The following is a 14,503-nucleotide window of genomic DNA, read 5'->3' as shown; positions in this document are numbered from 1 at the left end:
GGATCAGAGGCTCGCCGGAGCGCCAGTCCGCCTGGCGGGCCATTGCTCACGCCGGTGGCCTTATTTGTGATTGTAGGCGCCGCCTTACGGTTGTGTCAACCGAAAGCCAGAGGCGTCTTGCCAGCAAGAGCGCACGTCCAGGCCTTGCTCGCTAGATGCGCGTGCTCGGCGCTGCTCCATCAGAGCTGCCGTAGAGGTGTAGCAGTTCGGAGCGCGACATCCAGACCTCCTGGGGATAGCGGCCATAGGTAGTGCCGCGTGCGAGACGGGCTCGCCCCTGCGGATGATAGAGCAGCAACAGGCCGGTCATAAAAATGCGATCAGCCCGGCTCCACAGATTACGCGGTCTCTCTCGCAAGCTGAAGCCCAGGCGAGGGGCTGCCTGGCCTAAGAGAGTCACACCATAGACCGCGCGTACCTCCGCACAGGCCGGCGTCTGCAACCAGGCAGCCAGGGCGCACAGATCGGCGCGCATCATGCGCAGCAGCTCCCAGGGAGAACTCCGCAGAGCGACATCGCGCAGGCGACGATTGGCAAAGTGTAGCTCCATCAGCCGATCGCCGTGGTCGATGCGCGTTCCATCGGGCAGAACAAGAGGGCGCCGACCATGATAGCGCGTGAGACGGGCCTGAAACAGACCATAGGGGGCAGCAGGCACTGGCTGAATCCTCAGCACAGCGAGCGACAACTTCTCCCAAAAGGTCCAGAAGCGCATGATCCCCCGCGCCTCGCCAGCGTGCGTCTCACGCGCCAGCGACCAGAGAGGATTGACACGCTGCCGCCGCCGCTGACCCTGCCGGGTGGGATGCGTCCCCGCTGAGATGGCAGCCGTGGATAGAGCCGGAGTCGACGCCATCAGCATGCTCTCGTCTCCGCCAGGGACCCGCTCCTCAGCCCCCCCACCCGGCGGCTCCGGGAAGAGACGCTGCTGGCGCTGCTCGCGCACACGCAGCACCAGGATTGCCCCGAGCAGGAGAAAGAGAGCGGCCAGAGCGAAGACCAGGCGATAGCCCAGGGCTGTCTGATCCTGACCAGCGGCCATACTGATGACCAGGCTACCAAGCAAGGGGGCCAGCGTCAGAGGCAGGTTCGATGAGGCGCCCCATAGACCCAGATCCTTGGCGGCCACCTCTAGCGAAGGCAGGGCATCGATCGCCAGGGCCCAGTCAACGCTGGTATAGGCACCGTAGCCGAGACCAAAGAGCAGGCCCAACGGCCAGAGCGGCAGCGCTGCTGGCGCCACCACGAAGGCCAGGGCCGGCAGCCCCATTACCAATGTCGCCAGGCAAACGAGCGGCGCCCGGCGAAAGCGATCCGAGAGCATACCCAGACCCAGCGTACTGAGCAAGGCACCGACCAGAGCCAGCGTGGCCACAGCAGCCGTCTGTTGAACAAAATTGGAGACATGCGCCACATTGGCAAAGTAGTACTCGATGAAGGTCATGAATAAGTACAGGCCCATCATGACGCAGAAGCGCGTCAAGAAGACAATGGTAAAATTGGAGCTGCGCCAGGGTGCGATCCAGTTGTCGACCAGCCAGCGGCGCAGCTCCTCCCAGGAGCGAAGTCGGCTTTTGGCCTGGGCCGCCGGATGATAGGACATCTCATGCACCCCAAAGGCAGTCACCAGAATGCCAAGCAGCATAACCAGATCGGTTATCACGTAATAAATCAGCGCTCCTCGTACAATCAGAGGAGCGCCGAGCGATCCCAGACTCACCCCTCCGAGGAGCCAGGCCGCCAGACCCAGGCTGCCGACATTGCCCAGAATGGTCATCAGGCCCATGTAGCCAGAAGCCTCGCCGCGCTGATCCTCTGGCACCAGGTCGGGCAGTAAGCCCTGATAGGCCGCCCAGACAACGTTGCTGGCGAACTGGAAGAGTGCCAGCCCAACCACCAACAGGGCTACGTTTATGGCGCCCGCTAACAGGAGGGCGCTCACCAGCGTCAACACTCCGCCGACCACGATATAGGGCCGCCGTCTGCCAAAGGAACTGCTGGTGTGATCAGAAAGCAGGCCCACAATGGGCGGCACGATCAACGAAAAAAAAGCCCCCATCGCTGACAGCCAGCCCAGAAAGGTAGCCTGCTCAGCGTTGCCAACCTGGCCCGGAGCCACAAACAGGAGAATCTGCGTCGGGATCACAATCGGCAAGAGGGCGGCTGATTGGATGTTGAGTCCGAGCCAGAGGAAGCTGAGGACCAGTTGCTCACGAACTGTCAGATGATGCTGAGAGATACGTGCATCCATACAGAAGACCGCCTTTATGTCCTGCTGCACCGCTGCGAGGAGAGCGGTTCGTGCTTTTATTATACTACCTGGCCGCCTGCCTGCGTTCAGCAGGGAACCAACCGCTCCCATGCCTACCAGGTTGAAGACAAGACAATACTCTCAAGCCACTGATCGACGGCAGTCAGGACCTGGCAGTGACCGCTAATCGCCATCTCGCCACCTCACAAGCTGGCCTATCATGCTATAGCTTCCAGCTCATCATCACCAGTTTCAAGGTGCTCAGCCTGTGAATCAACCCGTGAACCATAAAGAGCCAGCAGTCAGCCCGACCTGCCCGGAGTGCCCGGAGGCGCCGACCAGGCCGGGGCGGGGTCAAAGACAGCAAGCAAGCAAGCAAGCAACGTTAGCTAGAGAGCACCACAGAGAGGAGAGGCCCCTCTGGACCGAGTCACTCACTCACTTACTCACTTACTCACTTACTCACTCATGGACTCTAGCGCTCTCCCAGCGGCAGTCGGCGGGCTTCAACTGCTGTACAAGGGCCGCCAGCCCATCGAGATCATCAACGTCGTCGCGGTAGACCACCCAGGCCCGTACCGGCTGGCCGGCGTTCTCCCCCTGGCCGTCAGGGCTCGGACGGCGGTAAAGCGCCAGGCTAATACGCGTGCCATTGGGGAAAAACTCCTCCTTGACACGCGCCAGCTCCTCCCAGCGCAGCACTACCGTCTCGCCGCGCTGGCTGCGCTTCACGATCTCCTCTGCGCTCACGGTGATCGTAAAGGGTTGCGGGGCAATAATCCAGAGATAATAGATAAAGCCCGCAATAAAGAGTAAAGCCGCAATAGTACTGCCGACAGCCGACAGGCCCTCGTGCAAAGCAATCAGCAGTACCGCCAGCGTAATCGCCAGCAACGCCACGATTGTGACTGCTCGCTTCATAGGGCTGAGGCCTCGCCCAACAAAGGTACGCGGCTCAGCCAGCGAAGATGAGACCATCGCCCTCCCTCGCAGATTGCCGAAATGCTGAGGCCGGCATCATCCCCCAGCCTTGCTGCTGGCAGCTGATGCCCATCCAGATTCTGGACCAATTGTAGCGGTCAGTCTCCCTCTGATGCAAGCAAGAGGTCAGGCAGCTGTCGTAGCAAGCAGGCGTCTGAGAAGGCCGAGAAGGGCTGGCCAGCTGAGGTGAGACAGCCATCCTAACGTACTTTGCGTGAGGCATTTCTTATGATATACTGAAGCCGCTGTCTCGTTCATCTAGAGAGTACTGCCTGTAACAAGGGAGTAATCAGAATTCCTGGAATGGCCCACCCCGCTGGCGGGCAGGGCGAGGCAGCGCCAGGGCGTGAGTAGGAAAGCAACGGAAGCAGGACAGCAACAGTGCAGGCGAGCTGCCCAGTCCGGTCTAGCCCAATCCAACCCAGGCGAGACAAGCGCCGAAGTAGAGACCGACCAATCCTCTCTGTCTTGCTTTGTGCTGTTCTGTTTTGTGCTTGCCCTGCCCACACCGGCAGCACCAGGCAAGCCCGCAAGAGGAGACAGGAGCGTGTCTACAGAACGCAGCAGCCAGACGCCACGGTCCACCGGTAAGCTGTTGGCCACCCAGGGCTATGTAGTGGGTATTGAGATCAGCGGTAGCGGCACGCGACAATCAGTGGCCCTGGCTGATCTGGATGGCAACATTCTCTACCAGCTGCGCCGCCCTCTGGAGTATATTCCCGATACGACAACCCTGCTTCAGCTGCTGGAGGCCATGCTTGGGGAGGTGTTGGACCCCGAACACCTGCGCGATGGGCGCGTGCTGCGCGTAGGTGTCGCCGTTGGCGGGCCAGTCGACGCTTCACAAGGGATCGTGCGGACGCTCTACCATGCGCATGGTTGGGATAATTTTCCGCTGCAGGACTACCTGGCCGAACGCCTGAACGTCCCTTGCATCATCGACAATAACGCCAATGCTGCCGCTCTGGCAGAGGTGCTTTACGGGGCCGGCATTGGGGAGCGAGTGGCCCTCTACGTCGGGCTGGGTCGTGGAATTGGCGGCGGCCTGATCGTCAATGGCCGGATCTACCACGGAGTGACCTCGACGGCGGGCGAGATCGGCCATTTGCTCGTGATGCAGAATGGGCCGAAATGCTCGTGCGGCGGCTACGGCCACCTGGAAGCTATCGCCTCCGCGCAGGCGATCGTTCGCACGATGATCGGTCGCGCCGTCGAGCACCCCGCGACATTAGCGGCCATCCAGCGCCTTACCGAGGGCAGGGCCGAGCGCATCACAGTGGGGCAGATCTTTCAACTGGCCGCAGAGGGTGATGAGGTGGCTCGCTGCCTGATCGACGAGGTGCTGACCTATCTGGCCTTCGCTCTGGCCAATATCGTTCATCTTGTCAATCCCGGTATGATCATCTTAGGCGGGTCGGTTGCGCTCGTGGGGGAACCCCTGATCGCCCCCCTGCGCGAGCGTCTGCGCGCGCTCTGTCTGCCCGCAGCCAGCCAGCATCTGCGCATCGTTCAGGGCAAGCTGGGCCCCCAGGCGAGCCTTGTCGGAGCAGTGACGCTGGCTCTCCAGGATCTGTAATCGCTTTGATTGATAAAGAGGCATCGATTGTGGAAACAGGCCGGGTCATTTGCAGGCGTTACCTGCTGCGACGCTTGATTAAGCAGGGACCTTTTTGCACCGTCTATCAGGGCCTGGACCAGGTCCTGCAGCGCCCTGTCGCTGTCAAGGCGGTGCCCCCGTCGCAGGTGTCTGTCTATCGCACCGCCCTGCGCATGACAGCTCAGTTTTCCCACCCGCACATTGTGGGCCTCTATGATCTCGTTGGCGAGGGCGACCAGTTCTATGTGGTCCAGGAGTACGTCGAGGGTGAGGACTTCGCCGCCCTTCTGCAACGCCAGCTCTCTCCTCTTGAGGTGATCGAGCTTGGCAGTCAGCTCTGCCAGGCCCTGGTCTATGCTGCCAGCGGTACCCGCCGCGTCTGCCACGGCGATCTGACCCCCTCAGCCATTCTGCGCGATCGGCAGGGCTTTCTGCGCGTCAACAATTTCGCCCTCCCCAGCGATCTCGCCTATTTCAATGCCTGGAGCGTGGTCGGCGCCGCCGGCATCGTGCTCTCCGACCAGGAATTGCCTTGGGGCCAGGCAAGTGAGGGCCGCCTCGACGATGATACCCGCGCCGTCGGCCTCTTGCTCTATCAGTTGCTGGCAGGACGACCCGCCGGCGCGACCAGCGTCGAGCCGCCTCCCGATGGGCGCCTGCGCTTCCTGCGCGCCATTCCTCCAGAGCTGTGCGATCTCGTCGCCCGCGCAATCATGCGTGACCATCCTCAGCATATCAATAGACCCGAAGCTCTCTATATGGAGCTGAAAGCACTGGGCGAGGCTCTGGAAACCGCCGTACCTGCCTCGGTCGCGGTAGGCGCACCGGCGGTGGAAGAGAGCGCCGTCGCCCGCCCCTTCACTCCCGCTCCGCTGCTGCCGGAAACTGACGGCCAGTCTCTTCCGTCGCTACCTGGCGGTGAAGGTGGGCGGCGCCTCTCCTCCTTCGCTTCCTCCACGCCTTCCGCGGGCCTCCACCCGGGTTCCGCTCTGGAGCTGTCACCAGCTTCGCCAACCGTCGCCGACAGCTCGCTGAAGGTGACCCCTGCTCAGCCCCAAGCTCCCGTCTATCCCTACGCCGGCACGCCACCTTCAACCCACTTCAGGCCAGAGGCGGAGCCAGGCCAGGAACAACAACAGATCCCCTTCCTGCTGCTGCTGGTCTGCGGTCTGGTGATCTTTGCCTGCTTCTTTGCCCTGGGCTTCTTCTTAAGCACACTCCTGCTGCACTAGAGACGACCAAGAAAAAGCTCCTGACGGCGGGGCGAGCGGGTGAGTCAGGATCAGGGGGAGAGTACGGAGAAGGCGAGGTGGTTTCCCAGGCTGCCGCCTTTTGGCCTCGCCCCGGCTGGTCAGCCAGCCGAGGCCGGCCAGCCGGCTCTGGAGAGGGCGAGACGTTTCGCGCGTTCGTCTCCTCTTAACTTACTTGCTTGCTGGTTTAAACCCCACAAACTGGTTGATCCATCCCAGAACAGCGATAGGCGTAGGCCATCTGCGGACTGTTGTGGGCCAGCCCAACCTGTCCCGCCGCATCGACAATAATTAAGCCCCCTTTACCGCTGGCTTTGGCACTCAAGACAGAGATGGCTGCCTGAGCCGCAGCCTCGGCGCTGGCCCCCAGGGCGACAAAGTCGGCAGCGCGCCGTGCCAGCAACAGGCGTACGAAGTCCTCACCCTGACCCGTGCAGGAGACCGCCGCATGCTCATCGGCGTAGAAGCCGCAGCCGACGAGGGGGGTATCACCGACGCGCCCGGGATACTTTTGAAAGATGCCCCCCGTAGAGGTGGCCGCAGCCAGCAGCCCTGACTCATCGAGGGCCACCGCTCCCACCGTTCCATGTCGCTCTTCGTCCACGTGGATGCTGGTCGCGCCGACCTGGAGGCGATAATAGGGAGGCTCCCCCTCGTCTGAGGCAAACATCGTTGTGGCCACTTCCAAACGGTAGAAAGGCGGCTCATCCTCACCATCCTCGTCCGCCTGGTTCGCGACACCCCGTTGCCCCTCGCGCCAGCGGCGATACTGATAGTCGGTCAACAGCTCTTCAGTACGGCAGAGCGGAATCCCCTGCTCCAGGGCAAACTGCTGGGCCCCATGCCCAACAAGCAGCACATGCGGACTCTCCAGCACACGCCGCGCCAGCACGATCGGATTCTTGACGCCTTCAACAGCAGCAACAGCTCCCACCTGCAGGGTGCGCCCTTCCATGATGCCTGCATCTAGCTCGATCCGGCCATCTTGTGTCAGGGTGGCTCCCGTGCCGGCATTATAGACCGGATTATCTTCCAGGGCCCGCACTGCCGCTTCAACCGCATCAAGAGCTGAGCCTCCTTGCTCCAGAATGCGCCATCCCAGCTCAGCTGCTTCCCGGCAGCCGGCTTGTGCGACCGCGGCCCGCTCGTCGGGGATCGAGCCGGCTCCTCCATGAACAACAATGGCGATAGGCATCTACTCCTGTGCTCCTCATTTCCAACAGATTCATGGCTCTGAGTGCATTGTATCACGCAGCGCCCTTCAGCTTCGCCCCTCCAGGCCGCAGAGGCTATGTACGTCACGGCTAGCCAGACAGCCACCGCTAGAGGAAGAGGGGAGGATTGACAGCGCTGACTAATCCTGCTATAACATAGCGAACACTGTCGCTCATCAATCGTTTCCAGCCGACAGGACAGACAGCGTTTGTCAAGCAACCTGGACGGACCAGGAGTTCCCACACTGCAGTAAGGAGAGCAGGCATGACCCAGCCTCTGAGCGGCATCCGTGTACTCGACCTCTCCCGCCTCTTGCCTGGAGGCTACGCCTCGCAATTGTTGGCCGACTTTGGGGCCGATGTCATCAAGGTTGAAGAGCCTGGCAGCGGCGATTATGGACGGCACATGCCCCCCTACGGTCCCAGCGGTATGGGCCTGGCCTTTCTAGCGGTCAATCGCAACAAGCGCAGCCTGACACTTAATCTCAAATCCGAGGAGGGCCGGTCTATTTTCCTGCGCCTGGTACGCAGCGCCGATGTCCTGCTGGAGAGCTTCCGCCCCGGCGTCATGGCGCGTCTGGGCCTGGGCTACGAGCAGCTACGCGAGATTCGCCCCGAGCTGATCTACTGCGCCATTAGCGGCTACGGCCAGGACGGCCCCTACAGCCAGCGCGCCGGCCACGATCTGAATTATCTTGGCTATGCCGGGCTGCTGCACTACAACCGCGATCAGCAGGGAAGGCCGGTCATGCCCCCGACCCAGCTGGCTGATCTGGCCGGCGGTGGCCTGATGGCGGTGATCGGCATCCTCACAGCCCTCATTGGGCGCAGCCAGACCGGCCAGGGGCGCCTGGTCGATGTCTCCATGACAGAGGGAGCAATGGCGCTGCTGCCCCTGGCCATTAGCGGCTATCTGACAACGGGCCAGGCCCCACAACCGGGACACTCTCCCCTCGACGGTGGCCTGCCCTGCTACAATATTTATGAGACAAGAGATGGTGGCTATATTACCCTGGCCGCCCTCGAACCGAAATTCTGGCACGCCTTCTGCACTCGCATCGGCCATCTGGAGCTACTGCCTTTCCATACTCCTGTCGGGCCCGAGGAGCGCAAACAGGCGATCGCCATTCTGCAAAGCATTTTCAAAACCAAGACACGCGATGAGTGGCTGGCCGAGCTGGCCGATCTCGACGCCTGCGTCGGGCCGCTCTACTCCCTGGAAGAGGCGCTCAGTGACCCCCACGCACAGGCTCGCGGCGTCGCCCACTTGAGCGCAATCGCCGGTGAAACGCTCGGCACCCTGCGCCCCTTCCCGCGCCTCTCCGACACTTCCCCGGAAGAGCGCTACCAGCCGCCACAACTGGGTGAGCACAGCGCCGCAATTCTGAGCGAGCTGGGCTACAGCCAGGAAGAGATCGCTGCCTTCCGCGCGCGGGGTATCGTCTGAGGATCAACAGCCAGCGCTCCCAGACCCTGGTTCCCCCGAAGGAGGCAACGAGCAGCCAGGAGAGAGAGAGAGAGAGACCGGGGCGGGCGGCAGAGAGTAAGCTACCAGACAGGCAGGCGAACGGTGGACAGACAGCCCGGTCCATGTGATACAATAAGGGAGTGAGAGAACCACAGATATGCAACAAGGGACCTCAGAGGGAAGAGAGGAGCCAGACCAGGGCCTTTGGCAGCGCCTGCCGCCTAATCCCCTCGCCGCGCTACGCCAGGTCGCTGAGGAACAAGAGCGGGCAGGTCAGGCACTGCTCCGTCTAGAGATCGGCGAGCCGAGCTTCCGCACCCCGCCGCACATCATCGCAGCCGCCCTTGCCTCCCTGCAGGAAGAAGCCCAAACTTACGGGCCATCCTGCGGTTGGCCGTGGCTGCGCGAGCTACTGGCGGAGAAGATCAGGCGCGTCAATGGCTACGAGGTCTCACCGGCCAATATCGGAGTGACCGTCGGCGGAACGGGGGCTGTCCAGTTAGCCCTGCTGGCGACCGTTGGCGAGGGTGACGAGGTACTGCTGCCCAATCCCGGCTGGCCCCACTACTATCGCCAGCTGGCCATTACAGGCGCCAGGCCCGTGCCCTACCCGCTTGATCCGGCAAGCGGCTGGCTACCGGACTTGCCCGAGCTGGAGCGTCGGGTCAGCGCACGCACGCGCCTGCTGATTGTCAACAGCCCTGGCAACCCCACCGGGGCCGTCTTCCCGCGGGAAGTAGTGGCCGCTCTCCTGGACTTCGCCCGGCGCCATCGACTGTTGCTGCTCTCAGATGAATGCTACGATGAGCTTGTTTTTGAAGGAGAGCATGTCAGCCCCGCTACGCTGCTGACACCAGCGGAGCGCGAGCGGGGAATATTCATCGGCGTCTATAGCTTTTCAAAAACATATGCCATGACTGGCTGGCGCATCGGCTATCTGGTCGCGAGCCAGACTCTCATGCGCAGCCTCAGCCAGGTGCTTGACGCCAGCTATACCAGCCTGCCACTGGCAACCCAGCGCGCCGCGGCAGCAGCCTTGAGCGGACCACAGGACTGTGTCGCCCAGATGCGCTCCGCCTACCGCCAGCGCCGCGATCGCGCGGTTGCTCTGCTAAAGCGCTACGGGCGCTACGAATACACGCCACATGGCGCCTTCTATATCCTGGTCAATATCGCCAGCAAGCGAGACGGCAGGCAGCACAGCAACGGTAGCGACAGCGCGCCGTCCAGCGCCTTCGCACTGGAACTGCTCCGCCGCCGGAACGTGCTGGTCGTACCAGGAAGCCTCTTCGGCTCCAGAACCGTGAACCACGTACGCGTCTCACTGGGAGCAGAGGAGGAGACCATCGAGCAGGGCCTCAGCACCATCTGTGAGCTGTGCGAGGAGGAGGAGCACGCGCCAGGAGTCGGCGAGGCGCGCGAGCACAGCGAGGAGTTGGGACAACACTAAGCAAGAGAGAATCAGAGCGCACTAGGGTCCGGCGGGCAGCCTGCCTCCTCAGCGTTACTTATAGGCCACCACGCCAAACGCCTCCTGACGCGGCACCACCCGCGCAAAGCCAGCTTCCTGCAAACGGCGGGTCACTCCCCGTAAGGTGCTGCTACCCGCCCGGCTCTGCAGGTCGCCAACATAATGGAAGAGGCGCCCCCCTCCGCGGAGCACCCGATACAGCTCGCGATAAAAGGCACCCGAGTAGAGTTCGCCAGCCAGGTCGAAGGCCGGCGGATCATGGATAATGCGCGAAAAGTACTGATCGGGGAAGGTCGGCACCAGCTCGCTGGCATCGCCAAGCATGCGGCGGATCTTCGGATGATGGAAGAGATCCTGGGACCAGGGATTGAAGCGAGCCACCTCCTGGACCGCAGGATCAAGCTCGATGGTAATCACTTCGTCAGCATGACGGGCCGCTTCAATGGCGGTATAACCCAGGCCAGTGGCTGTGTCCAGCACGCGCCCACCGATGGGCGCCAGCGTGCGCATCTTGAGGCGCGTGTCCTCCAGCGGATCGACCTCCTTGACACGGTGCATGACAAAGCCAGCGATCAGCAGGCTGGGCGCCCCCTGCGTCGGATAGAGACTACAGGGGCGATTGGTCACCGACGAGAAGGTCTGGATGGCCCGCACGGAACCATGCTCCAACAGGAAACAGCTATTGAGAGCAGATGCGATGCGCTCAACATCATCCCAACGCAACAGTTCGCCCGAAGGGAAAAGCACCCCCTCTTCGGTGAGGGCAACCGTCACTTGGGAGAGGCCCAGGTCCGGCGAGAGTTCCCATTGCCGCCTCCCCTCTCGACGAGCCTGCAAAAGAGGGGCAACCTGGACGTGTGATAAGACAACGTGTAGGCTGGTGACCACAGGTCGCAGTTCCTCGATTTTGAATGGTAGGTGTTAGCGCGAAGATTATATATGGGAGCAAGCTTCAATGCAAGGGGGCCATTTTGACTAACTAAGAGTCTTACTTTGAGGGGCATTTATTGCCATCCGGGTAGACAGCGAGTATAATATCTTTCAACATTTATTGTACCTGCATCGGTAATCGCCGTCTGCTAGCAGGCTCCCCACCAGGCCATGCAGGTGGTAAATGCACAGCAATAAATCGATAAAAGATGGAAACATAACAAGGGAAAACGTATGAGTGGGCAACTCAGCATCATTCTGGTGCCACATACCCATTGGGACCGCGAGTGGTATCTGACCTTCCAGCAGTTTCGCATCCGACTGGTGCAAACCATAGACAAACTGCTGAATATCATGGAACATGACGCAGCATTCAAGCACTTCATGCTCGATGGGCAAACGATCGTGCTTGAAGACTATCTGGAAGTGCGACCGGAGCAGGAGGAGCGTCTCAAGCAATACATTGCCGAGGGACGCATTCTCATCGGTCCCTGGTACCTCCAGCCCGATGAGTTTCTGGTCAGTGGCGAGTCGCTGATACGCAATCTGCAGACGGGTCTGAAGCAAGCCGCGCGTTTCGGGGAGCCTATGCGCGTTGGCTACTTGCCTGATTGCTTCGGTCATATTGCCCAGATGCCACAGATTCTGCAGGGCTTCGGCATTGACAGCGCGGTTCTCTGGCGAGGTGTGGGCGATGAGGTCAGAGAAAGTGAATTCTACTGGGAGGCGCCAGATGGCACCAGGGTTCTGGTGATCTACCTGCCCGAAGGCTACGGCAATGCGCGCCTGATGCCCCTGACTCCTGATGCCTTCATCACGCGGCTGGAGATGGTGGTCTCGCAGCTACTCGACCGTACCCCGACCACGACGGACACGCTGCTCTTGATGAACGGCTCCGACCATTTGGAGCCGCAGCAGGGCCTGCCAGCAACCATCGAGGCAGCCAACAAGCTCCTGGGGAACGCCTCGCGCTCGGCTCACAGCAATCATCATCAGTATGAAGGTATTCATATCCAGATTGGGACGATTCCCCAGTACATCGAGCAGGTGCGTCGGCGCATCGAGCAGCAGCAGCGCCAGCTTCGTCTCCTCCAGGGTGAGCTGCGCAGTAGCCGCTATGCTCATCTGCTCCCTGCTGTCCTTTCGACACGCATGTGGATCAAGCAGCAGAATACTGCGCAGGAGCATCTGTTGCAGCACTGGGTTGAGCCACTGACGCTCTGGGCCTGGAAGCTCGGCGATGACTACCCGCGTGGTCTGGTGAACCTGGCCTGGAAATACCTGCTGCAGAACCAGCCGCACGATAGCATCTGTGGCTGCAGCATCGATCAGGTCCATCGCGAGAATAGTGTTCGCTTTGCGCAGTGTCAGCAGATCGGCGAGGCCCTGGTTAGCCGGGCCTTGCAGCGAATCACCGAGAGCATGCGGACGCTGCCGCCGCAGCCGCTGGCCGGTCACGGGCAGACGTCTTTCCCGATCGTGGTCTTTAATATGGGTCCCGGGCCACGCAATGCGGCAGCCTCCGTCGAGATCCATATCGCTGAGTCGTTGCAGCGCGCAGTCCTCGTCGACGAGCATGGGCGGGCTTTGCCTTTCCGGGTGCTGGGCGAGCATCGTCGGCGCATCGGCAGCCAGACGATTCAACGTCAGGCGCTGGCCCGGATGCAAGCCGTGGGCACCTTTGACCGCCCTGGCCAGTTCCTGGCGCTGACCCATGATACTATCAGGATTGCGATGGGTATCCCCGACGACCCCGATGAGATCGTTGATCTGCGCGTGCTGCCTGCCGCTACCCCTGACCTGCGCCGCATCGAAATCGCCCTGGCGCCCTCCAATCTGCTCAAAGGCGACCGTGAGCGCTTGCTCGCCAGCGAGCAGGAGGTGCTGCAGCTGCTTCAGCGCGAGGAGATCAAGGCGCTGGAGTTCGAGGTCTTTGAGCTGGTGCAGCAGAAGGTCGAGTTCCTGGCCAGCGAGCTGCCGCCTTACGGAGCGAAAACCTACTGGCTCTATCCGGCGGTCCAGCCCGACCAGGTTCCGCCGCTGGAGCATGCCACGCTGCACTGCTCTCCCCAGTCGATCGAGAATGAGTTTTACCGCGTCGAGGTGGATGACGAGCTTGGTACGCTGACAGTGACCGACAAGGAGACGGGCGCCGTCTTCCGCGGCCTGCATCGCTTTGTCGACGGCGGCGACGTCGGTGACCTGTATACCTACTGTCCGCCCACACACGATACGCTGATCAGCACACCGGCCCAGCCGCCCCGTATTGAGCTGCTGAGCGCTGGTCCGGTGCGCGCCGCTCTGCGTATCAGCTCGATCTGGCGCCTGCCGGCGACCTGCAGCGATAGTCGCGATAGGCGCGGCGAGGGCTTCGTCGACTGCCCGATCACTAGCGAGATCTCGCTCTACCCCGGGGTGCGCCGCATCGATATCCACACGACAGTGGAGAACAATGCGCGCGATCACCGTCTGCGAGTGCTATTCCCGATCCCTTATACAATAGAAAGGGTAGCCGCCGAGGGAACGTTTGAGGTGCGTCTGCGTCCGGTGACAGCTCCTCGCCCGGAGAACGTCAGCGAGTGGGCCGAGACACCCGTCAATACCTTCCCGCAGAAGCGCTTCGTCGACCTCAGCGATGGCCAGATCGGCCTGGCGGTCCTCAACCGCGGCCTGCCGGAATATGAGGTTGTGCAGGGCGGGCCGGGCCTGGCGCCGGGACAGATGGCGCTGGCCCTGACCTTGCTGCGCTGCGTTGAGTGGCTCTCTCGCGACGATCTCTCAACGCGCCAGGGTCCCGCCGGCCCTATGTACTATACACCGGAGGCTCAGTGTCCTGGACGCCACGAATTCGACTACGCGCTGGTACCCCATCGCGGCACGTGGGAAGCCGAGGACGGCCTGGTGGTGCGCGAGGCCCAGGCCCTCAATCTGCCCGTCCGCGCCACGGTGACCAGCCAGCACGACGGCCAGCTTCCGGCCAGCACCTCACTGGTCGAGGTCTCGCCCCCCGAGCTGGTGGTCAGCGCCATCAAGCGCTCGCTCGATGACCAGGGCTGGGTGGTGCGCGTCTACAATCCGCTCGACCACGAGGTCGAGGCGACTTTCCAGCCCGGTCTTGCCGCCAGTCAGGCATTTGTGGCAAACTTACTGGAGGAACCGCACGAGCAGCTTGGATGGCAGGGGAGTCAGGATAGCTCATCGCTGCAGGACACACCTCCTATCCGGCGACAGCTGCGCGCCGGGGAGATCGTGACGCTGCTGTTTCGTTAGATCGTTCTTCTGTGAGTCTTTACTCAGCATCGATAACCTGTTAGCTCTTCCAGACCCAGGCCCCACTGAGG

General features: G+C 61.9%; 9 protein-coding genes. 5 read left to right on the top strand and 4 right to left on the bottom strand.

Annotated features, from left to right (window positions below; all coding sequences use genetic code 11):
• Positions 1-151: 151 nt before the first annotated feature.
• Positions 152-2,251, bottom strand: a complete 2,100-nt coding sequence (locus A4R35_RS15320; protein WP_189361866.1) for an MFS transporter — start codon at positions 2,249-2,251, stop codon at positions 152-154.
• A gap of 462 nt (positions 2,252-2,713) precedes the next feature.
• Positions 2,714-3,229 carry a hypothetical protein gene (locus A4R35_RS15315; protein ID WP_112430826.1) on the bottom strand — a complete coding sequence of 172 codons (516 nt, stop codon included), beginning with the start codon at positions 3,227-3,229 and terminating at the stop codon, positions 2,714-2,716.
• Positions 3,230-3,779: 550 nt separating this feature from the next.
• On the opposite strand from A4R35_RS15315, the gene A4R35_RS15310 reads away from it, so the two are divergent.
• Together A4R35_RS15310 and A4R35_RS15305 are read left to right on the top strand one after the other, a co-directional pair.
• Entirely contained in the window at positions 3,780-4,808 is a 1,029-nt protein-coding gene (locus tag A4R35_RS15310) for an ROK family protein (protein ID WP_189361864.1), read from the top strand.
• Between the two features lie 29 nt (positions 4,809-4,837).
• Positions 4,838-6,061, top strand: a complete 1,224-nt coding sequence (locus A4R35_RS15305) for a protein kinase domain-containing protein (protein ID WP_189361862.1) — start codon at positions 4,838-4,840, stop codon at positions 6,059-6,061.
• Between the two features lie 205 nt (positions 6,062-6,266).
• Here the strand turns inward: A4R35_RS15305 and A4R35_RS15300 are convergent, their stop codons facing one another.
• Positions 6,267-7,274: an isoaspartyl peptidase/L-asparaginase family protein gene (locus A4R35_RS15300; RefSeq protein ID WP_112430820.1), complete on the bottom strand. Its 1,008-nt coding sequence runs from the start codon at positions 7,272-7,274 to the stop codon at positions 6,267-6,269.
• A 284-nt stretch (positions 7,275-7,558) separates the two neighbouring features.
• Here A4R35_RS15300 and A4R35_RS15295 point away from each other — a divergent pair, with 284 nt between their 5' ends.
• Together A4R35_RS15295 and A4R35_RS15290 are read left to right on the top strand one after the other, a co-directional pair.
• Complete coding sequence (locus A4R35_RS15295; RefSeq protein ID WP_112430818.1) at positions 7,559-8,740, top strand: CaiB/BaiF CoA transferase family protein; 1,182 nt, start codon at positions 7,559-7,561, stop codon at positions 8,738-8,740.
• Between the two features lie 178 nt (positions 8,741-8,918).
• Positions 8,919-10,211: a pyridoxal phosphate-dependent aminotransferase gene (locus A4R35_RS15290; RefSeq protein WP_112430816.1), complete on the top strand. Its 1,293-nt coding sequence runs from the start codon at positions 8,919-8,921 to the stop codon at positions 10,209-10,211.
• Positions 10,212-10,265: 54 nt separating this feature from the next.
• Here the strand turns inward: A4R35_RS15290 and A4R35_RS15285 are convergent, their stop codons facing one another.
• Entirely contained in the window at positions 10,266-11,120 is an 855-nt protein-coding gene (locus A4R35_RS15285) for a class I SAM-dependent methyltransferase (protein ID WP_112430814.1), read from the bottom strand.
• 276 nt (positions 11,121-11,396) lie between these two features.
• On the opposite strand from A4R35_RS15285, the gene A4R35_RS15280 reads away from it, so the two are divergent.
• Positions 11,397-14,432 (top strand): alpha-mannosidase, encoded by a 3,036-nt coding sequence (locus tag A4R35_RS15280; RefSeq protein WP_112430812.1) that lies wholly within the window; start codon positions 11,397-11,399, stop codon positions 14,430-14,432.
• Positions 14,433-14,503: the final 71 nt, after the last annotated feature.

This window comes from Thermogemmatispora tikiterensis, from assembly GCF_003268475.1.
GTDB classification, from domain to species: Bacteria; Chloroflexota; Ktedonobacteria; order Ktedonobacterales; family Ktedonobacteraceae; genus Thermogemmatispora; species Thermogemmatispora tikiterensis.
Note: the sequence above shows the minus strand (reverse complement) of the source record. Positions and strands in the feature narration are given on the sequence as shown.

What these genes read in the sequence shown, in the direction of transcription:
- A4R35_RS15295 (WP_112430818.1), top strand. Translation starts at nt 7,559, where the DNA reads ATGACCCAGCCTCTGAGCGGCATCCGTGTACTCGACCTCTCCCGCCTC.
- A4R35_RS15315 (WP_112430826.1), bottom strand. Translation starts at nt 3,229, where the DNA reads ATGGTCTCATCTTCGCTGGCTGAGCCGCGTACCTTTGTTGGGCGAGGC.
- A4R35_RS15300 (WP_112430820.1), bottom strand. Translation starts at nt 7,274, where the DNA reads ATGCCTATCGCCATTGTTGTTCATGGAGGAGCCGGCTCGATCCCCGAC.
- A4R35_RS15290 (WP_112430816.1), top strand. Translation starts at nt 8,919, where the DNA reads ATGCAACAAGGGACCTCAGAGGGAAGAGAGGAGCCAGACCAGGGCCTT.
- A4R35_RS15280 (WP_112430812.1), top strand. Translation starts at nt 11,397, where the DNA reads ATGAGTGGGCAACTCAGCATCATTCTGGTGCCACATACCCATTGGGAC.
- A4R35_RS15320 (WP_189361866.1), bottom strand. Translation starts at nt 2,251, where the DNA reads ATGGATGCACGTATCTCTCAGCATCATCTGACAGTTCGTGAGCAACTG.